The organism is Klebsiella sp. GB_Kp056 (assembly GCF_040064755.1).
GTDB lineage: Bacteria > Pseudomonadota > Gammaproteobacteria > Enterobacterales > Enterobacteriaceae > Klebsiella > Klebsiella quasipneumoniae.
Window position 1 is genome coordinate 103,425 of record NZ_JBEAJA010000053.1, and the last position, 21,801, is coordinate 125,225.

23 protein-coding genes are annotated in these 21,801 nt (G+C 57.7%); 11 read left to right on the plus strand and 12 right to left on the minus strand.

Features of this window, described 5'->3' with window-relative positions:
* Nucleotides 1-72: 72 nt before the first annotated feature.
* From glnH to ABLV52_RS14145, 4 genes are read left to right on the plus strand one after another with little or no spacing between them, the layout of a single operon-like run.
* Nucleotides 73-825, plus strand: coding sequence for a glutamine ABC transporter substrate-binding protein GlnH (gene glnH, locus ABLV52_RS14130; protein WP_023289263.1), 753 nt, complete (start codon nt 73-75; stop codon nt 823-825).
* 51 nt (nt 826-876) lie between these two features.
* Nucleotides 877-1,533 carry a glutamine ABC transporter permease GlnP gene (gene glnP, locus ABLV52_RS14135; RefSeq protein ID WP_023289264.1) on the plus strand — a complete coding sequence of 219 codons (657 nt, stop codon included), beginning with the start codon at nt 877-879 and terminating at the stop codon, nt 1,531-1,533.
* Between the two features lie 2 nt (nt 1,534-1,535).
* On the plus strand, nt 1,536-2,258 hold the full coding sequence (glnQ, locus tag ABLV52_RS14140; RefSeq protein WP_348890572.1) for a glutamine ABC transporter ATP-binding protein GlnQ: 723 nt from the start codon (nt 1,536-1,538) through the stop codon (nt 2,256-2,258).
* 21 nt (nt 2,259-2,279) lie between these two features.
* Entirely contained in the window at nt 2,280-3,296 is a 1,017-nt protein-coding gene (locus ABLV52_RS14145) for a C45 family peptidase (protein WP_348890525.1), read from the plus strand.
* On the opposite strand, the gene ABLV52_RS14150 is transcribed toward ABLV52_RS14145, so the two are convergent.
* Entirely contained in the window at nt 3,293-4,483 is a 1,191-nt protein-coding gene (locus ABLV52_RS14150) for an MFS transporter (protein WP_348890526.1), read from the minus strand. The two genes, ABLV52_RS14145 and ABLV52_RS14150, sit on opposite strands and share 4 nt — an antisense overlap.
* Before the next feature lie 175 nt (nt 4,484-4,658).
* Between ABLV52_RS14150 and ABLV52_RS14155 the strand changes: the two genes are divergently transcribed.
* The gene (locus ABLV52_RS14155) at nt 4,659-5,540 is read left to right on the plus strand and encodes a LysR family transcriptional regulator (RefSeq protein ID WP_348890527.1); all 882 of its coding nucleotides are present in this window, start codon (nt 4,659-4,661) and stop codon (nt 5,538-5,540) included.
* A gap of 70 nt (nt 5,541-5,610) precedes the next feature.
* Here ABLV52_RS14155 and ABLV52_RS14160 read toward each other — a convergent pair whose 3' ends face one another.
* Nucleotides 5,611-5,706 carry a hypothetical protein gene (locus ABLV52_RS14160; RefSeq protein WP_224222709.1) on the minus strand — a complete coding sequence of 32 codons (96 nt, stop codon included), beginning with the start codon at nt 5,704-5,706 and terminating at the stop codon, nt 5,611-5,613.
* 91 nt (nt 5,707-5,797) lie between these two features.
* Here ABLV52_RS14160 and ABLV52_RS14165 point away from each other — a divergent pair, with 91 nt between their 5' ends.
* Nucleotides 5,798-6,109, plus strand: coding sequence for a hypothetical protein (locus tag ABLV52_RS14165; RefSeq protein WP_044522295.1), 312 nt, complete (start codon nt 5,798-5,800; stop codon nt 6,107-6,109).
* A gap of 121 nt (nt 6,110-6,230) precedes the next feature.
* Here the strand turns inward: ABLV52_RS14165 and ABLV52_RS14170 are convergent, their stop codons facing one another.
* Nucleotides 6,231-6,713, minus strand: coding sequence for a glutathione peroxidase (locus ABLV52_RS14170; protein ID WP_048297307.1), 483 nt, complete (start codon nt 6,711-6,713; stop codon nt 6,231-6,233).
* A 159-nt stretch (nt 6,714-6,872) separates the two neighbouring features.
* Here ABLV52_RS14170 and ABLV52_RS14175 point away from each other — a divergent pair, with 159 nt between their 5' ends.
* Complete coding sequence (locus ABLV52_RS14175) at nt 6,873-7,436, plus strand: hypothetical protein (protein ID WP_044522300.1); 564 nt, start codon at nt 6,873-6,875, stop codon at nt 7,434-7,436.
* A 45-nt stretch (nt 7,437-7,481) separates the two neighbouring features.
* Here ABLV52_RS14175 and ABLV52_RS14180 read toward each other — a convergent pair whose 3' ends face one another.
* Nucleotides 7,482-8,765: a YeaH/YhbH family protein gene (locus ABLV52_RS14180; protein ID WP_012968476.1), complete on the minus strand. Its 1,284-nt coding sequence runs from the start codon at nt 8,763-8,765 to the stop codon at nt 7,482-7,484.
* Between the two features lie 85 nt (nt 8,766-8,850).
* Entirely contained in the window at nt 8,851-10,785 is a 1,935-nt protein-coding gene (gene yeaG, locus ABLV52_RS14185; protein WP_004203779.1) for a protein kinase YeaG, read from the minus strand.
* 416 nt (nt 10,786-11,201) lie between these two features.
* Between yeaG and ABLV52_RS14190 the strand changes: the two genes are divergently transcribed.
* Together ABLV52_RS14190 and ABLV52_RS14195 are read left to right on the plus strand one after the other, a co-directional pair.
* Nucleotides 11,202-11,948, plus strand: a complete 747-nt coding sequence (locus tag ABLV52_RS14190; protein ID WP_023289272.1) for a MipA/OmpV family protein — start codon at nt 11,202-11,204, stop codon at nt 11,946-11,948.
* A gap of 91 nt (nt 11,949-12,039) precedes the next feature.
* Nucleotides 12,040-12,894: an aldo/keto reductase gene (locus ABLV52_RS14195; protein ID WP_348890528.1), complete on the plus strand. Its 855-nt coding sequence runs from the start codon at nt 12,040-12,042 to the stop codon at nt 12,892-12,894.
* A gap of 59 nt (nt 12,895-12,953) precedes the next feature.
* On the opposite strand, the gene ABLV52_RS14200 is transcribed toward ABLV52_RS14195, so the two are convergent.
* Both ABLV52_RS14200 and gapA read right to left on the minus strand, forming a co-directional pair.
* Nucleotides 12,954-13,838 carry a D-hexose-6-phosphate mutarotase gene (locus tag ABLV52_RS14200; RefSeq protein WP_023289274.1) on the minus strand — a complete coding sequence of 295 codons (885 nt, stop codon included), beginning with the start codon at nt 13,836-13,838 and terminating at the stop codon, nt 12,954-12,956.
* 74 nt (nt 13,839-13,912) lie between these two features.
* Entirely contained in the window at nt 13,913-14,908 is a 996-nt protein-coding gene (gene gapA, locus ABLV52_RS14205; RefSeq protein ID WP_004203784.1) for a glyceraldehyde-3-phosphate dehydrogenase, read from the minus strand.
* 337 nt (nt 14,909-15,245) lie between these two features.
* Here gapA and msrB point away from each other — a divergent pair, with 337 nt between their 5' ends.
* Both msrB and ABLV52_RS14215 read left to right on the plus strand, forming a co-directional pair.
* Nucleotides 15,246-15,659 carry a peptide-methionine (R)-S-oxide reductase MsrB gene (gene msrB, locus ABLV52_RS14210; protein WP_004203786.1) on the plus strand — a complete coding sequence of 138 codons (414 nt, stop codon included), beginning with the start codon at nt 15,246-15,248 and terminating at the stop codon, nt 15,657-15,659.
* Nucleotides 15,660-15,702: 43 nt separating this feature from the next.
* Nucleotides 15,703-15,981: a YeaC family protein gene (locus ABLV52_RS14215; RefSeq protein ID WP_348890529.1), complete on the plus strand. Its 279-nt coding sequence runs from the start codon at nt 15,703-15,705 to the stop codon at nt 15,979-15,981.
* A 94-nt stretch (nt 15,982-16,075) separates the two neighbouring features.
* On the opposite strand, the gene yajD is transcribed toward ABLV52_RS14215, so the two are convergent.
* The 5 genes from yajD to sppA form a co-directional block, all read right to left on the minus strand.
* Entirely contained in the window at nt 16,076-16,420 is a 345-nt protein-coding gene (gene yajD / locus ABLV52_RS14220; protein ID WP_002901254.1) for an HNH nuclease YajD, read from the minus strand.
* A gap of 160 nt (nt 16,421-16,580) precedes the next feature.
* Nucleotides 16,581-17,834 carry a glycoside hydrolase family 18 protein gene (locus tag ABLV52_RS14225; RefSeq protein WP_348890530.1) on the minus strand — a complete coding sequence of 418 codons (1,254 nt, stop codon included), beginning with the start codon at nt 17,832-17,834 and terminating at the stop codon, nt 16,581-16,583.
* A 171-nt stretch (nt 17,835-18,005) separates the two neighbouring features.
* Nucleotides 18,006-18,647: a bifunctional nicotinamidase/pyrazinamidase gene (gene pncA, locus ABLV52_RS14230; protein ID WP_064158346.1), complete on the minus strand. Its 642-nt coding sequence runs from the start codon at nt 18,645-18,647 to the stop codon at nt 18,006-18,008.
* A gap of 9 nt (nt 18,648-18,656) precedes the next feature.
* On the minus strand, nt 18,657-19,676 hold the full coding sequence (ansA, locus tag ABLV52_RS14235; protein WP_023289277.1) for an asparaginase: 1,020 nt from the start codon (nt 19,674-19,676) through the stop codon (nt 18,657-18,659).
* A gap of 138 nt (nt 19,677-19,814) precedes the next feature.
* A complete protein-coding gene (sppA, locus tag ABLV52_RS14240) occupies nt 19,815-21,668 on the minus strand; it encodes a signal peptide peptidase SppA (RefSeq protein ID WP_004203792.1) in 1,854 nt (617 codons plus the stop codon).
* Nucleotides 21,669-21,801 lie beyond the last annotated feature (133 nt).

Sequence of the window (21,801 nt, forward strand, 5' to 3'; positions counted from 1 at the left end):
TTGGTTCTTCCGGCGAGATATTTCGCAGGATGACGTTCGTTGTAGGCTATTTCACTGACGCTGAGGGTAATTATGAGTGGATTATTTAAGAAATTAAAGCTGACGCTGGCATTAGTTATTTGTTCAGCCAGTTTTGTGACAGCAGCAGAAGATAAAATAACGGTGGGTGTCGATACTGCCTTTGTTCCATTTGAATTTAAACAAGGCGATAAATATGTCGGCTTTGATATCGATCTGTGGGACGCGATTGCGAAGAAAATGCATATCAGCTACGAATTAAGGCCGATGGATTTCGGCGGCCTGATCCCCGGTCTGCAGTCGCGTAATCTGGATGTGGCGATGGCGGGAATAACGATTACCGATGCGCGCAAGCAGGTCGTGGACTTCAGCGAAGGATATTATAATGCCGACCTGCTCATGGCCGTGAAAAGTACCGACAACTCCATTGTTAAATTCAGCGATTTGACCGGGAAAAAAGTCGGCCTTAAGCAGGGGACGGCGGCAGCCAGCTTTATGAAAAGCAAATATAAAGCGAATTATATCGAGTTCCCGAATATCGATAACGCCTACCTTGACCTGCAGGCCGGTAATCTCGATGCCGTGGTTCATGATTCACCGAATGTCCTTTACTACGTGAAGACGGCGGGTAACGGTAAGGTCAAATCCACCGGTGAGACGGACAGCATTCTGCCACAGCAGTATGGCTTTGCGATGCAGAAAAACAGCAGCCTGACGCCAAAAGTCAACCAGGCCCTGCAGGCCCTGCGCGCCGATGGCACCTACGACAAGATTTACGTAAAGTGGTTTGCTAAACAGCCGAAATAACCCTGCCAGGTCGGAGCGATCCGACCTCATATTTTCTTTACGGGTAGAAGCATGAATTTTGACAGTCGCTATATTTGGGATGCATTGCCGCTGCTGATGCAAGGCTTGCAGCTGACGCTGATTATTTCGTTATCAGGTTTATTAGGTGGATTAATCATTGGCTTGCTGGCCGGGACCTGCCGCGCATTAGGCGGAACAATATCCAAAACGGTATCGCTGGTGTTTGTGGAAGTCATCCGCGGGACGCCAATTATGGTACAGGTGATGTTTATCTACTTCGCCCTGCCGATGGTGTTGCCAGTGCGTATTGACCCGGTTCCCGCCGCCATTATCACCATTGTGATTAACTCCGGGGCTTATATAGCGGAGATCACCCGGGGGGCGATTCTGTCGATTAATAAAGGATTTAAAGAAGCCAGCCTGGCGATGGGATTATCGCCGCGCAGCACCCTGTGGCATGTCATTATGCCGCTGGCTTTTCGGCGGATGATCCCGGCATTAGGCAATCAGTGGATTATCAGTATTAAAGATACCTCGCTGTTTATTGTCATTGGCGTGGCAGAATTAACCCGTCAGGGACAAGAGATTATTGCCGGCAATTTTCGGGCGCTGGAGGTGTGGACGGCGGTGGCGATGATTTATCTGTTTTTGACATTGTGCCTGAGCTTCCTGCTGAAACAACTTGAGAAAAGGATCCATATTTTATGAGCATGGTTGAATTTAGCGCGGTGGCGAAAAACTTCGGCGCCACTCAGGTGCTGCACGATATCAATTTAAAGATTGAAGCGGGCGAGGTAGTGGTGATCATTGGCCCGTCCGGTTCGGGAAAATCGACCCTGCTGCGCTGTATTAACAAGCTGGAGGCGATCTCTTCGGGAACGCTGCTGGTGGCGGGCATGCACATTACGGATCCGCACGCGAATGAGTGTGATATTCGCCGCGAAGCCGGTATGGTGTTTCAACAGTTTCATTTATTCCCGCATCTGACCGCCCTGGAGAATGTTATGTTCGGTCCGCTTCGCGTGCGCAAGCAGAGCAAGGCCGCGGCGCGGGAGCAGGCGCTGGCGTTGCTGGACCGCGTGGGGCTGCATGAACGCGCCAACCACTATCCGGCAGAGCTCTCGGGCGGTCAGCAGCAGCGCGTGGCGATAGCGCGCGCCCTGGCGGTGAAACCCAAAATGATGTTATTTGATGAGCCAACATCCGCCCTCGATCCCGAACTGCGGCATGAGGTGTTAAAGGTCATGCGATCCCTGGCCGAAGAGGGCATGACGATGGTGATTGTGACCCATGAGATTGGCTTTGCCAGAGAGGTGGCTTCCCGGTTGATCTTTATTGATGGCGGCACCATTGCCGAAGATGGTTCACCTGAGGCGCTGCTCACGGCCAGCAGCAATCCGCGTCTGCAAGAGTTTTTGCAACACGTATCCTGAACATAAGTGAATGATGACAATATGAAAACAATCGCAATCCGTGGTTCCGCCTATGCGGTCGGTCAGCAGCTTGGCGCGTTTGGTCGTGAGGCCTGGCATACTAAAATCAGGCAAACGGCGCTGTGGCAAACCGTAACCGCCCTGAAAACGGCGGAACAGACCCAGCGCATGCGCGCAGCCGTGCAGGCGCAGTTCCCGCTGATTTGGCAGGAGCTGGAGGGCATGGCGGAGGGGCTGCAGGCGCCGGTGGATGAGGTGTTCGCCTGGAACTGTCGCGGCGATCTGGTACGTTCGACGTCAGATGGCTGCACCACCCTGGCGGGGAGAAGCCCGGAGGGCGCGTTGATCATTGCGCACAATGAAGACGGCTTCCCGCAGCTGCGTGAAGAGTGCGCCATCGTCAGCGTAACCCCGGAGGTGGGCCTCGCCTTCACCAGCTTTGCCTATCCCGGCTCCCTGTGCGGGCACACCTTCGCGGTGAATGAGAAGGGGATAGTCAATACGGTCAACAATATTCGCGCCGTGCATCGTCCGGACGGCATGCCGCGCCAGATTGTGGCCCGCGCATCGCTGAACGCCGCCACCTTAGAGGAAGCCGTCACTTTGCTGAGCGCCACGCCGCGCGCGGGCGCGTTTCACCACACCCTGGGCCAGATGGGCGATAGCCGTCTGTTTAGCGTGGAAGCCACCGGCTCCGGCAGCTCGGTGCGCGAGTTGTCCGCCACCGGCGGGCATGCCAACCATCTGATCCATCCCCAGCTTGCGGCCATTGAACAGATCGTGACCGGGAGCTCCGGTTCGCGCCAGCGGCGCCTGGACGCGTGGCTGACGACGAACCCGCCGCTGGATGGTGTGACAGCGAAAGCGATGCTCTCCGACCAGCAGGATCCGCTGTTACCGATTTACCGGCTGTCTCCCGACGATCCGGATGAGGAAAATACGCTGGCGACGGCCATTTTTACCTTGAGCGCGACCCGCGTCGTGTGGCAGGTCTTCACTCTGGACCGTGAAAACGCGGTCTTACAGGGCAGCGTTTAGCGGGCCGAGGGCGCTTTCAGCAGGGCGATCAGCAGCGTACTGCCCACCATGATCCCCGCCGCCAGCCACACCATTCCCGACAGGCCAGCTGAGGCGATCAGCTGGCCGCCGACAAGCGCCCCGGTGCCGATGGCGGCATTAAAAATGGCCACGTAAATGGCTGACGCCGGCTGGGCGACCGCGCCCGCGCTGCGCAGCAGCCAGGTCTGTAAGCCGACGAACACAATCGCGATGCCGGCGCCCCACAGGGCTAACAGTAGCCCGCTAAAACAGAACGGCAGTGGCGCAAGACGGGCGGCGCCAAGGATCGCCAGCGCGCCCCCGCTCAGCAGCAGCGCAGCGAAAATCAGCCCCTTCAGATGACGATCGATAAGCTTACCGGCGATAACGTTACCCAGCAGCCCGGAAACCCCTGACAGCAGCAGCAGGCCGGAGAGGGCGGTCGCCGGGACTCCCTGCAGATTTATCAGCAGCGGTTCAATGTAGGTGAAGGCGGCAAAGTGTGCGGTAATGATGCAGGCCGTGGCGCCATACAGACCAACGAGCAGCGGATTGCGGAAAATATCGCGATAAACACGCAGCCTGACGGAGGCAGGGGCGGCCAGCGGGGGCAGCGTTGAGCACAGCGCCGCAGCGGCGGCCAGTGACAGCAAGGCCATCGCCATAAACGCGTGTCGCCAGCCCGCCAGGGTGGCGATAAAGCTCGCCAGCGGTACCCCCACTACGCTTGCCGCCGACACGCCGCCAAAAATGATCGCCGTGGCCAGCCCCAGCCGGTGCGGCGGCACCAGCTGCGCGGCGACGATGCCAATTAAGGCCCAGAAGGCGCCATGGGCCAGGGCGCCAATCATGCGGGCACTCATCAGGGCGAACATCGAATAAGACCGGGTTGCGGCGAGGCAGGAAAGCGCCAGGATCAGCATCAGCCCGACCAGCAGCGCCTTGCGGGAAATACGCGCCGGTATCGCGCCGGAAAGCAGAGCCGCCAGGGCGCCCACCCAGCCATAGGCGGTGACGGCGAGGCCCATGCCGGATTCCGTCTGGTGAAAATCCGCCGCCAGGGCGCTGAGCATGCCCACCGGCGCCAGTTCGCTGGTGACGATCGAAAAGGCGCAGATCCCGAGCGCAACGACGGCTATCCAGACGCGCGCCGGCGCCGGGTGGAGGGGTAAAGCAATCTCTTTCATATCAGGCGTATCCTTAGGAAAGGTGCGTTCCGCGCGGTGCGCGGACGTTCAGGTGAGGAGCGAGCAGGCGACCGGATGGCCTGGTTGTCTCCGCGAGTGGCGTGCAGTATCATCCCTGTGAAACTGATAAAAAAGAGCGGAAAACGGAGAGTCGTTTTCCGTAAATGGAAAATAGATGACCGCAGAATTTAACTGGGATGATGCGCGCATATTCCTCGCCATCGCCCGGGCGGGAACGCTGAGCGGCGCCGCCGACAAGATGAACATGGGGATTGCCACGGTCTCCCGCCGGCTGGATCGGCTGGAGCAGGCGTTTAACGTTCCGCTCTTCAGCCGCCATCAGAGCGGCTATCGCCTGACCGACGATGGCGAAGCCCTGCTCGCGCGGGCTGAGGCGCTGGAATACGCAGGCCTGGCGTTCGGCGAAGCGGCGCAACTGCAGGGGCATGTCGCCGGGGTTGTCCGCCTGGCCACCGCGGACAACCTGGCCACGCATTTTATTCTGCCCTCCCTGAAAGGGCTCCTGGACCAATATCCCGAGCTGCGGGTGGAGGTGCTGAGCGGCGTGCAGCCGGTGAACCTGCACCGTCGGGATGCCGATCTGGCGATCCGCATGGTCAAGCCTGAGGCCGGACATCTGACGTTAAAGCGTCTGGGGACGGTGGGGTTTGGCGTCTATGGCGCCGCTGGCTATCTGCCCGGGGCGGACGGCCTGTCGCTGAGCGAGGCGGACTTTGTGGGGTGGCCGGAAACTCACCAGCACCTGCCGGCCGCCCAATGGATCACGCGCACCCTGCGCGGCCGGCCGTGTAAAGTCGAAGCCAATACGCTCGTGGCCCAGGTTTCCGCGGTATCCGCGGGCCTCGGACTGGGCGTCCTGCCGCACTTTATGGCGCGGGCCAGCGGCCTGCAGTGCCTGCAGCCGGAGATCGGCGCGGATCAGCCCCTCTGGCTGGTGATGCATTCCGACCTGGCCGGGTCAAGACGCGTGCGGGTTCTCGCCGACCATCTCATCGCTCTCTTTGCGGATCATCAAGAGCGGCTGGCGATGCCCTGAAGGGACGCGGCTTGGGCGTGTATCGATAAGACCCCCCGGGGCTGACGAGCCACGATTTTTTCCGCGCCCGCTAACAGTCATACTCACCGCGCAATATTCGGCCCAATGCTGCGCCGCAGTCGAAAATACTGCAGAGTGAGGGGATATCCCCGTCCGGCAAAATAATTTTGTGTTGTTGCCAGCGCCGCCTTGTTGCGCTCCCCCAAAAATGCCTGTCGATGTTAGGGTGAGAGGTTGATTACCACAGGAGAACGCAAATGATTGTCAGGACCTGGCACGGCTGTGTGCCATTGCAACATGCCGAGGGGTTTGCAAAGCACCTTGAGCGGACCGGCGTGGAACACGCCCGGGGTATCTCCGGCAACAGGGGCGCGCTGGTGCGCCGGGAAAACCAGGGCGAATGGGCGCATTTCTTTCTCGCCACCTACTGGCAGGATCTCGCGGCGGTCAAAGCCTTCGCAGGCGAAGACTATCACGTCGCGGTCACCTATCCGGACGACGAAGTATTCGAACTGCTCTCCGACCCCTACGTGTTTCAGCATGAGGTTGAGGCCGTGTCGCCGCTGTAGGCTGCGTGTCGGGCAGGCGGAAGTTAGGCCAACCACAGACGGTTGCTGGCCGCGTGAGATCGACCTCTATCTTGCATGGGCAGCCAGCCACCGTTGGGCGAGCGTGGAATGACAGGAACACTTAGCGTTTGAGTGCGGCAACAATGGCGGCTTCCATTTTCTCCGGCGTCGTGAACGGCGCAAAACGCGTGAGGGGAGTGCCGTCGCGACCGATGAGGAACTTGGTGAAATTCCACTTGATCCGTTTGCCGAGCACGCCGGGCAACGCTTGTTTCAAATAACGAAACAGCGGATGCGCGGCGGGGCCATTGACGTCCACTTTCTCAAACATCGGGAAGCTCACGCCGTAGTTAACGTGACAGGTCTGCTCGATTTCATCCGCACCGCCGGGTTCCTGCTTGCCAAACTGGTTGCAGGGGAACCCAAGCACAACCAGCCCCTGAGCCGCGTACTTTTTGTAGAGCGCTTCAAGGCCAGCATATTGCGGCGTGAAGCCACAATGGCTGGCCGTATTCACCACCAGAACCACCTTGCCAGCATAGTCAGCCATGGAGAGGGGCTGTCCGCGCAGGCGGGTAGCCGTCAATTGATAAAAAGGGGTCATAGCAGGCTCCTGAGAGTAGAAACAGTTCAATGCTGACGATCGCGCGAATGTTTGAAGCAGATTAGGCAGTTATGATACACAGGGTTAGGGATTTGTACCTGTAGTGTTAAAAAAAACGCCAGATGTCATAGAAAAAACCGCGAACAGGAACGGCTGAAAATGGTCAAATATATCTTATCGCTGGTCGTAGTGGCGATGCTCGCAGGCTGTACCAGCGCGCCAAACTTGCCGCCTCGGGATACCATTGTGGCGATGAAACCCACAGAGTCCGGTATTGTCGCCAGCTCAGCGAAATACAGTTACCGCTTTGTCCGTGACGGTGTGCCTGAGGAATATCAGCGTTATAAGACCTTTTATGAGCGCTTTCACCAACAGGCTTCCGGCGTGCGGGTTAACTTTGTCGTGGAACAACATGAGGTGACGGCGGAATATCTGGTGGTGATGGATCAGCGCAAACTGGATGCCGGGCAGCATAGCGAGCTGGTGAATCAGTATCATGCGGTGCAGATTGATAACGATCGCCTCGGGGTGTTGTTTAAAGCGACAGGATTTTGGACGGCATCGGACGCGTCAGATCTGGCCGCCGCCTACCAGTTAGCGCACCCCGTTGTGGTATCAATCAATGATAAGACCAAAACGATTAGCTCGCTTGGCGCCGTCGCCATGGCCCCGTTGTTTCCGTTTTACATGATGTATGGCTGTGCCATCGGGCCTTGTGTCTGAGGAAAATAGCCAGCAAGTCACTCGACTCACTGGCTGAGTATTTCACTACGCTTCACTTTTAGACGATTGTTTGTGAAACAGTTCGCGGAATACCGGGTAGATATCCTCCTGGTCGCGGATATGCTGCATGGCGAAATTATCAAAGGTCGCCTGCAGGTGTTCATACTCGCGCCACAGGGTCTGATGCGCCCGGCGGGTAATTTCGATATAGCTGTAATAACGGACCACTGGCAGAATTTTCTTCGCCAGCAGTTCGTGGCACAGCGGGGAGTCGTCGGCCCAGTTGTCGCCATCCGACGCCTGGGCGGCGTAGATGTTCCACTGCGCCGGGTCATAACGCGCCTGCACCACTTCATCCATCAGCTTCAGGGCGCTGGAGACGATGGTGCCGCCGGTCTCCTGAGAGTAGAAGAACTCGTGTTCATCCACCTCTTTCGCCTGAGTATGGTGGCGGATGTAGACCACATCGACGTTTTTATAGGTCCGGCTGAGGAACAAATACAGCAGGATATAAAAGCGCTTGGCCATGTCTTTGGTGGCCTGGTCCATCGAGCCTGAGACGTCCATCAGGCAGAACATTACCGCCTGGCTGGAGGGCTCCGGCCGTTTTTCGTAATTTTTGTAGCGCAAGTCAAAGGTGTCGATAAACGGCACCCGTTCAATTTTAGCCCGCAGTTCGGCAATCTCTTTGCGCAGGCGCTCCTCCTCCAGCAGCTGCACCGGTTCGCTGCGGCTGATGGTCTCCAGATCCTCCTCCAGGGCGCGCAGTTCACGGCGCTTGCCGGCGGTCATCGCCGTCCGGCGGGCCAGCGAGTTCTGCAGCGAACGCACCACGCTGATGTTGGCCGGCACCCCGTTAGAGGTAAAGCCCGCGCGATGGGTTTTAAACTCGTTCAGCTGCCGGTGCTGATTTTTCTTCAGGTTCGGCAGAGCGAGATCTTCGAACAGCAGATCCAGGTACTCATCTTTCGAAATCTGGAAGACAAACTCATCCTTCCCTTCGCCATCGGCGCTGGCTTGCCCCTGACCGCCGCCCCCGCCGCCGCCGCCCCCTTGCGGGCGTTCGATGCGGTCGTTTTGCACGAAATGGTCGTTGCCCGGGTGGACGCGGTTGCGCAGCCCGCCGCGACCCTGATGAAACATCGGCTCGTTGATATCGTCCGTCGGGATCGAGACGGATTCTCCGCTCTCAATATCAGTCACCGAGCGCTTGTTGATGGCCTCGGAGATCGACTGTTTAATCTGCGCCTTATAACGGCGCAAAAAGCGCTGACGATTGACGGCGCTTTTGTTTTTCCCGTTCAGGCGTCGGTCTATGAACCAGGTCATATGCCCTCCTGTACTGCATTAGCCAACTTTACTTATCATCATTCAGCTACAGTTGGCCCGGCGGCGCACCGCCGGGCTGGACGCATCAGGACGATTTACGAACCCGCAGGTACCACTCGCACAGCAGGCGAACCTGTTTGCGGGTGTAGCCTTTCTCCATCATGCGGTCGACAAAGTCGTCGTGTTTTTTCTGCTCATCGGTTGAGGTTTTGGCGTTAAACGAAATGACCGGCAACAGCTCTTCGGTATTGGAGAACATTTTCTTCTCAATAACCGTGCGCAGTTTCTCATAGCTGGTCCAGTTCGGATTACGTCCGCTGTTGTTGGCTCTGGCGCGCAGCACAAAGTTGACGATTTCATTACGGAAGTCTTTCGGGTTGCTGATCCCGGCCGGCTTCTCAATTTTCTCCAGCTCGGCATTCAACGATTCACGGTCAAACAGCTGCCCGGTGTCCGGATCGCGGTATTCCTGATCCTGGATCCAGAAGTCAGCGTAGGTGACATAGCGATCGAAAATGTTCTGCCCGTACTCGGAGTAGGATTCCAGATAAGCGGTCTGGATCTCTTTGCCGATAAACTCGGCGTATTTCGGGATCAGATAGCCTTTGAGGAACTCCAGATAGCGCTCGGCCTGCTCCTGCGGGAACTGTTCGCGCTCAATCTGCTGCTCCAGCACATAGAACAGATGCACCGGGTTGGCCGCCACTTCAACATGGTCGAAGTTAAACACCCTTGAGAGGATCTTAAAGGCAAAGCGGGTGGAGAGCCCGTTCATCCCTTCATCCACCCCGGCATAGTCGCGATACTCCTGATAGGATTTCGCTTTCGGGTCGGTATCCTTCAGGCTCTCGCCGTCATAGACCCGCATTTTCGAGTAGATGCTCGAGTTTTCCGGCTCTTTCAGGCGCGACAGAATCGAGAAGCGCGCCAGCGTTTCCAGAGTGCCCGGGGCGCATGGCGCATGCGTCAGTTCGCTGCTGTTGAGCAGTTTTTCATAGATACGGATCTCTTCGGAGATCCGCAGGCAATAAGGCACTTTGACGATATAGACGCGGTCGAGGAAGGCCTCATTGTTTTTGTTATTACGGAAGGTCACCCATTCCGATTCGTTGGAGTGGGCAAGGATGATCCCGTTAAACGGCAGGGCGGAGATCCCTTCGGTCCCGTTATAGTTACCCTCCTGGGTCGCGGTCAGCAGCGGATGCAGCACCTTGATCGGCGCTTTAAACATCTCGACGAACTCCATGATCCCCTGGTTGGCGCGGCACAGCGCACCGGAGTAGCCGTAGGCGTCCGGGTCGTTCTGCGCATAGTGCTCCAGCTTACGGATATCCACTTTACCCACCAGCGCCGAAATATCCTGGTTGTTCTCATCGCCCGGTTCGGTTTTGGCGATGGCGACCTGCTCAAGAATCGATGGCCAGACTTTGACCACGCGGAATTTCGTGATATCGCCGCCAAACTCATGCAGGCGTTTGGCCGCCCACGGCGACATAATGGTGCCGAGATAGCGGGTAGGGACGCCATACTCTTTCTGAAGGATCTGCGCATCCTCCTGCGGATTGAACAGGCACAGCGGGTGATCGTTAACCGGGCTGCGCTCGCCGTTGGCGCTCAGCACATAGATAGGCACGCGCTGCATCAGGGCTTTCAGCCGTTCAGCCAGCGATGATTTACCACCGCCCACCGGTCCCAGCAGATAGAGGATCTGTTTCTTCTCTTCCAGCCCCTGGGCGGCATGCTTGAGGTAGGAAACGATCTGCTCAATGGCGTCTTCCATACCGTAAAACTCTTCAAACGCCGGATAGCGTGCGATGACCCGGTTTGAAAAGAGACGGGATAGCCGCGGCTCGAGAGCCGTATCAACCATGACGGGTTCACCAATGGCCATCAACAGACGTTCTGCCGCATTGGCATAGGCACTGCGATCTTGCCGGCAGATGGTAAGAAACTCCTGCAGTGTGAACTCTTCGTCCTTGGCAGCTTCATAGCGCTGGCGATAGTGATCGAATATATTCATGGCATGCCGTCCTTTCGTTTTTTAGCACAGGTTGAGAGCCGTTCATATGAATAGTGGGGGCCCCCGGAAGACATAAGCTGAACATCGCTCTCCTGGTATCCAGCAACCCTTATGCCAGGTTGCGGGTGGGGTAGCGTGAATGTGCCCTGCAATTACACCTTCTAAATTTAAGCGTAGATGCATTTAGAAATCTTGCATGCCGCAGAAAATCAATTTCAATGACATATCAATAACTCATCCTGAAAAAGACGCTTTTTGATTCGCCGGGACGTGAAGCTGTCATCGGGCTGTCACCAGATGGTAAGAGAAGGGTGGGAAAGTGAACGATTTGTGTCATATCGGGTAAAGAATTTGAGGCATGAGACCTACGACGGTAAACTGCACGGGCTGATTATTTGACAACGGGAATATGGATTGTGACTAAAATCAAACTTCTGGCACTCGGCGTGCTGATTGCGACCTCCGCCAGCGCGGCGCATGCCGATGGGAAGTTCACGCTTGGGGCTGGCGTCGGCATCGTTGAGCATCCGTACAAGCAGTATGATGCGGATGTTTATCCGGTGCCGGTCATTAGTTATGAGAGCGATAACTTCTGGTTCCACGGTCTGGGCGGGGGTTACTACCTGTGGAATGACACCAACGATAAGCTGTCGATAACGGCCTACTGGTCGCCGATGTACTTCAAGCCGGGCGACAGCGATAGCGAACAAATGCGTCGCCTGGATAAACGTAAATCGACCGTGATGGCCGGTCTTTCTTATGTCCACAACACGCCCTATGGCTTCCTGCGCACGACGATTGCCGGCGATACGCTGGATAACAGCAACGGTATCAACTGGGATCTCGCCTGGCTGTACCGCTACACCAACGGGAACCTGACGCTGACGCCGGGCATTGGCGTCGAGTGGAACAGCGACAATCAGAACGAATACTACTATGGCGTCTCGCAGCATGAGTCCCGTCGCAGCGGGATGCGCAGCTACGATCCGGATAGCAGCTGGAACCCGTATCTGGAGCTGGCGGCCAACTATCGCTTCCTCGGCGACTGGAGCGTATACGGTATTGCGCGCTACACGCGTCTGTCGGATGAAATTACCGATAGCCCGATGGTGGACAAATCCTGGAGCGGTCTGATCTCAACCGGGATCACCTACACCTTCTGATTGTGCATTATTACAGTGCGCTTTATGCATCAAAACAGGGCTTCGCGCCCTGTTTTGCTTTAGGGTGGTGCAGGGCGCGAAGAAGGAGACGATGGTGAAAAAAACAGTATGCTTTGGCGAGCAGGCGGCAGTTCCGGCCATCGGGCTGGGAACCTGGTATATGGGCGAGAACGCGGCGCAGCGTCAGCAGGAGGTGGCTGCACTGCGCGCGGGCATCGACCATGGCCTGACGGTAATCGATACCGCGGAGATGTATGCCGACGGCGGGGCGGAGGAGGTGGTGGGCCAGGCGATCCGCGGCCTGCGCGACCGGGTGACGCTGGTCTCTAAAGTCTATCCCTGGCACGCCGGCGGAGCGGCGATGCGCCGCGCCTGTGAAAACAGTCTGCGCCGGCTGCAGACCGACTATCTGGATATGTATCTCCTGCACTGGCGGGGCGATATCCCCCTGCAGGAGACGATCGAGGCAATGGAAAGGCTGGTGGCCGAGGGCAAAATCCGCCGTTGGGGCGTCTCCAATCTGGACACCGACGATATGCAGGCGTTGTGGCGCACGGCGGGCGGCGAACGCTGCGCCACCAACCAGGTGCTCTATCATCTCGCGTCGCGGGGCATTGAATACGATCTCCTGCCCTGGTGCCAGCAGCACACCCTGCCGGTGATGGCCTATTGCCCGCTGGCGCAGGCGGGGCGCTTACGCGATGGACTTTTTCAGCATACCGATATCATCAATATGGCTAACGCGCGGGGCGTGACGGTGGCGCAGCTGCTGCTGGCCTGGGTGATTCGTCATCCGGGAATGCTGGCGATCCCGAAAGCGGCGACTATCGAGCATGTGGTGCAGAATGCCGCCGCGCTTGATATCGTTCTCAGCCCGCAAGAGCTTGCGCAGCTGGACCGCCTCTATCCGCCGCCGCCGCGGAAAACCCGGTTGGATATGGTTTAACCCACAGAGCATCCAGGTGGAGAAGAGAAAAGCCCCGTGACAAACGGGGCTTTTTGCGGTTAGCGTTTTTTCACGCTGATGGTTTGCGCCAGGCGAGACGGGGTCTCTTCACTGGCTTTCTGCGGCTGGGTCACGCAGCAGGTTTCGACGCAAACGAAGGTTTTATAGCCATCGTCCGGCATGTCGCCCATGCTGACGGACAGCGCCGGGCCCGGGTTCCAGGCCACCACGTTGTGCTGATGATGATGCACCACGTCGATCGTGCGGCTGAGCGCGTCGTCGTGGATCACGCTGCAGCCTTCGGCGTCGAGATAGACGCGGTCGGTACGATCCGGGAAGGTCTGCACGCCGTTGTTCAGAACGCCTTCTTCGGCGTTCTTCACTTTATCGATATAGCGCTCGCCAAGACCGCTCACTTTCACCGCCGCGATATCGCCGACGTTGAAGTAGCTGTGCAGGGCAGAGGTGGTCTCGAATTCGCCGTGGGCTTCCAGCTCGATTTCGCAGGTCTTGCCCAGCTTGAAGCGGGCATAGAGGGTGAACTCATGCGGCCACAGCTTCATGGTTTCAGCGCTGTTCTGCAGCGCAAAGGTCAACATCACGCCGCTGTCGTCTTCATCATGCCCTTCCAGGGTCCACGGCAGGTTGCGGGCAAAGCCGTGCGACGGCAGGCCCTGCTGCGCCGATGGGCCAAACCACGGCCAGCAAATCGGCACGCCGCCGCGCAGGGCGACGCCCTGTTTAAATGGGGTGTTGTTGCTCAGCCACAGGACTTCTTCTTCACCGGCGGGTTTCCAGGAGAGCAGGTGCGCCCCCTGCAGCGCCACAGAGGCTTTCACCTGCGGATGGTCGATGACAATCAGCTCCAGGTCGTCCAGCTGGCGACGGGAGATAACGGGCGAAATGGTTTCATTCACCGGGAGAGCAAAAATTTTATTTATCATTGTGCAATCCTATCTCTGCAGACAAAAAAAAGAGCGACCGAAGTCGCTCTTACAGATTACTTTTTCATCTCAACTTATTTGGAGATGTGGGCAATCAGGTCCAGAACTTTGTTGGAGTAGCCAGTTTCGTTGTCGTACCAGGAAACCAGTTTAACGAAGTTGTCGTTCAGTGCGATACCTGCTTTAGCATCGAACACGGAAGTGCAAACTTCGCCGTTGAAGTCGGTAGAAACAACGTCGTCTTCGGTGTAACCCAGAACGCCTTTCATTGCGCCTTCAGAAGCGGCTTTGATAGCTTTCTTGATTTCTTCGTAGGACGCTGCTTTTTCCAGACGAACGGTCAGGTCAACAACGGATACGTTCGGAGTCGGAACGCGGAACGCCATACCGGTCAGTTTGCCGTTCAGTTCTGGCAGTACTTTACCTACTGCTTTAGCAGCGCCGGTAGAGGACGGGATGATGTTCTGAGCTGCGCCGCGGCCGCCGCGCCAGTCTTTGTGAGACGGGCCATCAACGGTTTTCTGAGTAGCGGTGGTTGCGTGGACGGTGGTCATCAGGCCTTCAACGATACCGAAGTTGTCGTTGATGACTTTAGCCAGCGGTGCCAGGCAGTTGGTGGTGCAGGATGCGTTGGAAACGATGTCCTGGCCAGCGTAAGTGTCGAAGTTAGCGCCGCGAACGAACATCGGGGTGTTGTCTTTGGACGGGCCAGTCAGAACGACTTTTTTCGCGCCAGCGGTGATGTGTTTACGAGCGGTTTCGTCGGTCAGGAAGATACCGGTTGCTTCAGCAACAACGTCAACACCAACTTCGTCCCACTTCAGGTTAGCCGGGTCACGTTCAGCGGTAACACGGATTTTTTTACCGTTAACGACCAGATGACCGTCTTTCACTTCAACGGTGCCGTCGAAACGACCGTGAGTGGAGTCATACTTCAGCATGTAAGCCATGTACTCTGCGTCTAACAGGTCGTTGATTGCAACGATCTCGATGTCAGAACGTTTCTGAGCAGCACGGAAAACAATGCGACCGATACGGCCAAAACCGTTGATACCTACTTTGATAGTCATATATTCCACCAGCTATTTGTTAGTGAATAAAAGGTTGCCTGTAAAATTACAAAAACCTTACGCAGCGTCAAGCGGAATCGTGTCAATCATTGCGACAAATCAATCCTGAGCACACCTTGCGCGATTGATTTGCCTCACTCTCCCTTTGAGCCCAATTCCATATGGGGGCTGCGCGCGGAATTTTAAAGGGCATTTAAGATAAAAACGTGATTTAAGTCACAATTATCTGGCTGCCTGTGGGCACCGGATAAGTTTAGAACAAAAGTGTACGCTTCATTGTTAATGTTTTGTTAGAATTGGGGCGAAAGTTGTCCATTGCAAAGCGAGATGTAAGCCCATGGCGAATAAACCCTCCCCGGAAGAGCTGAAAAACGGCTTGAGCGAAATGCAGTTTTACGTGACCCAACATCATGGCACCGAACCGCCTTTCACCGGACGGCTGCTGCACAACAAGAAAAATGGCGTGTATCACTGCCTGGTGTGCGATGCGCCGCTGTTCAACTCCCAGACCAAATACGACTCCGGCTGCGGCTGGCCGAGCTTCTACGAGCCGGTAAGCGAAGAGGCCATTCGCTATCTGGACGACAGCTCCCACGGCATGCAGCGCATTGAGATCCGCTGCGGAAATTGTGATGCCCATCTCGGTCACGTGTTTCCGGATGGCCCGCAGCCGACCGGCGAGCGCTATTGTGTCAATTCGGCGTCGCTCAGCTTCACCGATGAGCAGAACGGCGAGCAGATCAAGGGTTGAAGAAACGATTCAGCAAATTATTCCAGGTGGAGGTGAGCGGAAGATGGATATTGAGCAAATTATCGACAGCATGACCCCGGAAGTGTATCAGCGTCTGGCGACGGCGGTAGAGCTGGGAAAATGGCCGGATGGCGTGGCGCTGACGCCGGAGCAGAAGGAAAATAGCCTGCAGCTGGTGATGCTGTGGCAGGCCCGGTATAACACCGACGCCCAGCATATGACCATCGACACCCGCGGGCAGATGGTGATGAAGAGCAAACAGCAGCTGAAGGAAGATTTCGGCATTGTGCCGAAGCCAATCGCCACCTTGAAGTTGCAATAAACCGCCGGCCGGCGGGGAGACGTTCCGGCGTCGGGTGATTCGGCGCCGGACAAGGGTAGCGTCAACGACCGCGCCCGGCGGCCAGTCGCTTTGCTTACTTTTTATTCATCATCGCTTTCAGGTCGGCAAACGGGTTGTAGGTGGCCTCGCCGACGCTCTTTTGCGCATCTTCGCCCGCTACCACCGTGGAGCCATACTGATCGGCTTCGGTGTACTTGGAATGTTCGTGATCGTGACAGTAAAGGCACAACATCTCCCAGTTGCTGCCATCTTCCGGGTTATTGGAGTGGTCGTGATCGATATGGTGCACCGTCAGCTCGCGCAGATTGGAGTAGACAAACTCCCGTGAGCAGCGTCCGCATACCCAGGGAAAGAGCTTGAGCGCCTTTTCGCGGTAACCCACTTCCAGACGTGCGTAATTTTTGGGGATATAGGCCATGGCCCCCTGCCTCCTGTCAAACGGTTAAGCTGCGCCAGCCCCTGGCGCAGCGGATAACAGGCATCATAACCTATCCCGGGCGGCGCGATATACCTGCATTGCCGGCGATGCTGCCTGCGTCACGCCGCCCGGCGGCGGCGATGCGGCGGAAAAGCCGCGATTAGTGTTTGATCCCCAGCGATTCCGCCAGCTGGCGGGCCAGCTGGTTCTGGTCATCGGCGCCATACTCCCAGAACATCGCTCCGGCGAGGCCTTTCGCCTTGATGTAGTCCGCTTTAATGGCCACCGATCGCGGGTTCTCGTAGGAGAGGGCGAACAGCGGATTGCCCTCCGCGGACTGCACCGACAGCCACGGGACTTTCGCCTCATCGTCCCAGTGCTCGGTAAAGCGTTTCTGCGGATCGTTGAGCAATTTGCCCACGATATCATTGTATTTCACGTAGGTGTCTTTGCTCAGGTCATAGCCCAGCGAGGCAAACAGCGCGATCTGCTGTGGACCAAAATAGGGCTGGGTGACCGGGTTCTTTTGCGCATCCGCTTTACTCCAGTCAATCCCCGGCTCGACCGCCCGTTTCGGCACCCGGCCATAAAAACCAATCCCGAGGTTCATCTGGCTGGGTTTAAGCCCGGCGGCCAGGTAATTGTTGACCACAAAATCGGCGCTGTATTTATCCGCCGCGGCGACCGTCGGCCAGTGGCTGGAGTCATACAGGTTCGAGTTGAAGTACTGCGTGCCGTAGGCCATGTCGTAGGTCATCAGGTTGATGTAGTCGAGCGATGACGCAATCGCTTTAACGTCCACCCAGCTTTTCGGGCTTTCGGCGTTGGCGCCCACGGCGATAGTGACCAGTTTCCTGGTACCAAACGCTGCGCGCAGCTCTTTTAACAGCGCGGTAAAGTTATCGCGATCGGCCGGTTGACTGGCAACCAGCCCCCAGGCGCCGTTGACCGGAAACTCCCAGTCGAGGTCAATCCCATCCAGACCATATTTTTCAACAATTTCCTGCGCAGACTGAATAAACACCTTCCGGGTTTCTTTGCTTGCCGCCGCGCCGGAGAAACCGCGCGCTCCCCAGCCGCCGACCGATAGCAGGACTTTGAGGTCCGGGTTCTGTTTACGCAGGGCCGGGAGCTTTTGCAGATCCGCCTGCACCTTCGGCGACAGCCAGATCTCGTGCAGATGAGCAGGATCCTTCAGGGCTGCGTTGGTCTCGTCTTTTTCATCGTTATAGATAAGGCCAAACGAGTAGTTGAGATGGGTGATCTGCCGGACGTCCAGCTTGTCGATATCCCCGCCCGGCCCGGCAGTGACGTCGCCGCCGCCGTTGAAATAGCCGACGGACATCAGCGGTTGGGCAGAGAGCGCGGAAGCGCAAAGCAGGGGCAAGGCTGCCAGCAAGGGCAAACGTTTCATAGTGGTTCCTCTTTGACATAAAAAAAATAACCGCGCCACGGAAATGGCGTGGCGAAAAAACAGCCTTGCCAGACTACCAGCAATAACCTGTTGAAACTGCGAGAGAGTTCAATTTATGGACGATAACGAAGCGGCAGAAGAAGCCCCGGCGCGGGCGCGCCGGGGGCGGGATCAGGCGTGGGTTTCCCGCCAGTCGTCGAGGGTATAGAGCGTGGCGCCTGCGGCGGCCATCTCCATAAACGCCTGGCTGCTGTCCTGCGGCTGAAGATTCACCCCGCGGCAGCCGTCGGTGATGACGTTGACCGTGTAGCCCAGCGCCAGGGCATCCAGCACGGTGAACTTAACGCAGTAATCGGTGGCGAGGCCGAGCACGGTCAGCTCCACGATCCCCTGACCACGCAGCCAGCCGTCCAGTTCAGTTTTCTGCCGGTGACCGTTGTCAAAAAAAGCGCTGTAGCTGTCAATGACCCGGTTTTGCCCTTTGTGGAACACGGCGGCGATGGCCTGCTGCTTGAGCAGGGGATGCAGCGCCGCGCCTTCGCTGTGCTGAACGCAGTGATCCGGCCAAAAAGTTTGCGCCAGGCCATCCAGGTCGCCCACGGTGTAGGGCTCCACATGGTGCTGGCTGGCGAAGCTGCCGTGATCCGCCGGATGCCAGTCCTGGCTGGCGACGATGGGCTCGCCGCGCGCCAGGCTCCAGTCGATAAGCGCATTGGCCACCTCGACGGTACTATCGCCTTCAGGAACCGCCAGCGCGCCGCCGGCGCAGAAGTCGTTCTGCAAATCAACCAGTAACAGCGCTCGATGCGCCATACGTCCTCCTTAAGCTTCGTCAGGGGTCAGTTCGCCACGCAGATTCTGCTGCATCGCCGCGCGAATGGCGTCAACGTCCAGCTGCTGGCTCAGCAGATAGTGTAGCTTGGTCAGCGTCGCTTCCACCGTCATATCGAAACCACTGATGACTCCCGCCTGGGCGAGGGCATTGCCGGTGGCATAGCCGCCCATGTTCACTTTCCCGGACATACACTGCGTCAAGTTGACCACCACAATGCCGCGCTGGCTGGCTTCCGCCAGCACCTGAATAAACTCGCCATTCTGCGGCGCATTGCCGACGCCGTAGGAGCGGAGGATCAGCGCTTTCACCGGCTGGCGCAGGAAATTACGCACCACGTCGGCGGAGATGCCGGGGTAAATCGTCACCACGCCAATCGGCTGCGGGGTGATGGGATGCACGATAAGCTCACCGCGGCCCTGCGGCGCCGGCGGGGTACCGAGACGGCGGATATGGATCCCGGCCTCCAGCAGCGGCGCGAGGTTTGGCGAGGCGAAGGCGTCAAAGCCGTCGGCATGGGCTTTAGTGGTTCGGTTGCCGCGGAACAGCCGATTGTTGAAGAACAGCGCCACTTCGTTAATCGGATAGTTGGCGGCGACGTACAGGGCATTGAGCAGGTTGATCTGGCCGTCGGAGCGCAGCTCGGCCAGCGGGATTTGTGACCCTGTCACAATCACCGGTTTGCCGAGGTTTTCCAGCATGAATGACAGCGCAGAGGCGGTAAACGCCATGGTGTCGGTACCGTGGAGGATCACAAAGCCATCATACTCCTCGTAATGGCTGCGGATATCGTCGGCGATGTGCTGCCAGTCCTCAGGGGTCATATCGGATGAATCCATCAGCGGATGGTATTCATGGATCGTGAAGTCCGGCATCTCCGGGCGATGGAACTCAGGCATCAGCGCCAGCTGACGCTGGAGATGGCCGGAAACGGGTACATAGCCGTGTTCAGAGCGCTGCATACCGATGGTCCCACCGGTGTAGGCAACGTAAATCGATTTTTTTTGCATAGCATCGCTTAGGTTGGTCGTAGACAGGCGCAGTATAAAGAGACGGAGGAAAAAATACAGTGTTGGCCGCTCGCTTTGTGGCGGCGCTGGCAGGTGCGGAAAAAAGGCTGCCCCGGGAGACGGGGCAGCCGCTGCGTATTAACGGATGTTGGCGCAGGTCAGGCAGAAGGCATAGCGGTTCTGCGGGTCGTTAAACGCCGCCAGCTTGTCGCTTTCGGCTTTCACCGTCTCGGCTGCCGCGGCCACCGGCGCAGGCAGCCAGGCCTGAATGGCGGCCGGCAGCGAGGCGCGTACCGAACCGGTCAGGCTGTCCAGCACCATCGAGAAGAAGGTGGGCTCTTCCTGATAGTAGTTGAGGTGCCAGGTTTTCAGCTTCGCCAGCTCGGCGGCCTTGGCCACCGCGTCGTCGAAGTCGCCGAGGCTGTCGACAAGACCGTTGGCTTTGGCATCTTCCCCGGTCCAGACGTGGCCCTGGGCAATCTGGTCGATTTTCTCCGGCGTGCTCTTCCGCGCGTTAGCCACCAGGGTGATAAAGCGTTGATAGCCGTTCTCAATGCTCAACTGCATCAGCTGCTGCACTTCCGGCGGCAGCGCTTTGGTGCTGGAGATATCCGCCAGCGGCGACGTGGCGACGCCGTCGGTATGGACGCCAATCGACCCAAGGGTGTTTTCCACGGTGTTGATCACCCCAAAGATGCCGATGGAGCCGGTGAGGGTGCTTGGGTTCGCGACAATGTAGTCCGCCGGCGTGGAGATCCAGTAGCCGCCAGAGGCCGCCATGCCGCCCATTGAAACGACCACCGGTTTACCCGCGGCTTTGGCCGCCGCCAGCTCTTCGCGAATGATTTCCGAGGCGGTCACGCTGCCGCCCGGGCTGTTGACGCGCAGGACGATGGCCTTAATTTTCGGGTCGAGGCGCGCATCGCGAATTTGCGCGGCGGTGGTGTCGCCGCCGACGTTGCCCGGGGTCTCCTCGCCGTCCATGATGGCGCCGTTGGCGAAGATCACCGCGATGGCGGAACCTTGGTCAGACGGTGTCTTCACGTTGTAGTCGTAATAGCTGATCGCCCGGTAATTGTTATCCGCTTTGCTCCAGCCAAACTGTTTGGTCAGCGCCTTTTCCACTTCCGTGGAGGTCGCCAGCTCATCCACCAGCTTATTGTCCAGCGCATATTTCGCCGTATCGCCGCCCACCTTACGCAGGCCATCGATAATGCCCTGGGCGCCCGGGAAGAGCTGCTGGGCGGTGATCTGCCGGTTGGCGGCGATGGTGTTGAGGTAGTTCTGCCACAGTTCGCCAATCCAGCGGCTGTCCGCTTCGCGGGCGGCAGGGGACATGTCATCGCGAATGAAAGGCTCGACGGCGGATTTATAGGTGCCGACGCGGAAGACATGGGTGGAGACTTTCAGCTTATCCAGCAGCGACTTGTAGTACAGCCCGTTGGTGGCGAAGCCGTGCAGGTCCACCTCCCCCTGCGGAGAGAGCCAGATTTTGTTGGCAAAGCTCGCCAGGTAGTACTGGCCCTGGCTGTAGCTGCTGCCGACGGCATACACCGGTTTGCCGCTGTCGCGGAATTCGCGCAGCGCTTTACCGATGTACTGCATGGAGGGCTGATCGCCGCCGACGAAGTTTTTCAGATCCAGCACAATACCGGTGATATTACGGTCATCCTTCGCCTGACGGATGGTCTGCACGATATCGAACAGAGAATTCTCCTGCAGACGGTCCGAGCTGGCGCCAAACAGCTGGCGGCCAATTACGCCGAGCTTGCTGCTGGCGGACGGTTTATCCACCACCACGCCAGTAATATCCAGCAGCAGCGCGCCGCGCGCGGCATGTTCGCTGGTGGTGCTGCTGAACTGGCTCCAGATGCCGATACACACCAGCACCAGCACCAGGAAGATCGCATTGAGGGCCAGTTTGCGAATAAAGTTGAGTATCCGCCACGTCCATTTAAAAAAGCTGGCAATCAGTCGCCAAAGGGTTCGCATGTATTCTCCCTAACGTTATCTAAAAATGGGCAGGCCGCAGGGGCCGCCGCGTCTGGCTATCCTAAAGAGTGAGCCGTCGGTTGTCAGCAGGAATCACCGACCGCGCTGTAACAAAATCCTTGTGCATGTTAAT

What these genes read in the sequence shown, in the direction of transcription:
- sppA (WP_004203792.1), bottom strand. Translation starts at nt 21,668, where the DNA reads ATGCGAACCCTTTGGCGACTGATTGCCAGCTTTTTTAAATGGACGTGG.
- ABLV52_RS14175 (WP_044522300.1), top strand. Translation starts at nt 6,873, where the DNA reads ATGGTCAAATATATCTTATCGCTGGTCGTAGTGGCGATGCTCGCAGGC.
- ABLV52_RS14180 (WP_012968476.1), bottom strand. Translation starts at nt 8,765, where the DNA reads ATGACCTGGTTCATAGACCGACGCCTGAACGGGAAAAACAAAAGCGCC.
- ABLV52_RS14215 (WP_348890529.1), top strand. Translation starts at nt 15,703, where the DNA reads ATGGATATTGAGCAAATTATCGACAGCATGACCCCGGAAGTGTATCAG.
- yeaG (WP_004203779.1), bottom strand. Translation starts at nt 10,785, where the DNA reads ATGAATATATTCGATCACTATCGCCAGCGCTATGAAGCTGCCAAGGAC.
- yajD (WP_002901254.1), bottom strand. Translation starts at nt 16,420, where the DNA reads ATGGCCTATATCCCCAAAAATTACGCACGTCTGGAAGTGGGTTACCGC.
- ABLV52_RS14155 (WP_348890527.1), top strand. Translation starts at nt 4,659, where the DNA reads ATGACCGCAGAATTTAACTGGGATGATGCGCGCATATTCCTCGCCATC.
- ABLV52_RS14170 (WP_048297307.1), bottom strand. Translation starts at nt 6,713, where the DNA reads ATGACCCCTTTTTATCAATTGACGGCTACCCGCCTGCGCGGACAGCCC.
- ABLV52_RS14200 (WP_023289274.1), bottom strand. Translation starts at nt 13,838, where the DNA reads ATGATAAATAAAATTTTTGCTCTCCCGGTGAATGAAACCATTTCGCCC.
- glnP (WP_023289264.1), top strand. Translation starts at nt 877, where the DNA reads ATGAATTTTGACAGTCGCTATATTTGGGATGCATTGCCGCTGCTGATG.
- ABLV52_RS14195 (WP_348890528.1), top strand. Translation starts at nt 12,040, where the DNA reads ATGGTGAAAAAAACAGTATGCTTTGGCGAGCAGGCGGCAGTTCCGGCC.
- ansA (WP_023289277.1), bottom strand. Translation starts at nt 19,676, where the DNA reads ATGCAAAAAAAATCGATTTACGTTGCCTACACCGGTGGGACCATCGGT.
- ABLV52_RS14165 (WP_044522295.1), top strand. Translation starts at nt 5,798, where the DNA reads ATGATTGTCAGGACCTGGCACGGCTGTGTGCCATTGCAACATGCCGAG.
- glnQ (WP_348890572.1), top strand. Translation starts at nt 1,536, where the DNA reads ATGGTTGAATTTAGCGCGGTGGCGAAAAACTTCGGCGCCACTCAGGTG.
- pncA (WP_064158346.1), bottom strand. Translation starts at nt 18,647, where the DNA reads ATGGCGCATCGAGCGCTGTTACTGGTTGATTTGCAGAACGACTTCTGC.
- msrB (WP_004203786.1), top strand. Translation starts at nt 15,246, where the DNA reads ATGGCGAATAAACCCTCCCCGGAAGAGCTGAAAAACGGCTTGAGCGAA.
- ABLV52_RS14225 (WP_348890530.1), bottom strand. Translation starts at nt 17,834, where the DNA reads ATGAAACGTTTGCCCTTGCTGGCAGCCTTGCCCCTGCTTTGCGCTTCC.
- ABLV52_RS14150 (WP_348890526.1), bottom strand. Translation starts at nt 4,483, where the DNA reads ATGAAAGAGATTGCTTTACCCCTCCACCCGGCGCCGGCGCGCGTCTGG.
- ABLV52_RS14145 (WP_348890525.1), top strand. Translation starts at nt 2,280, where the DNA reads ATGAAAACAATCGCAATCCGTGGTTCCGCCTATGCGGTCGGTCAGCAG.
- gapA (WP_004203784.1), bottom strand. Translation starts at nt 14,908, where the DNA reads ATGACTATCAAAGTAGGTATCAACGGTTTTGGCCGTATCGGTCGCATT.
- glnH (WP_023289263.1), top strand. Translation starts at nt 73, where the DNA reads ATGAGTGGATTATTTAAGAAATTAAAGCTGACGCTGGCATTAGTTATT.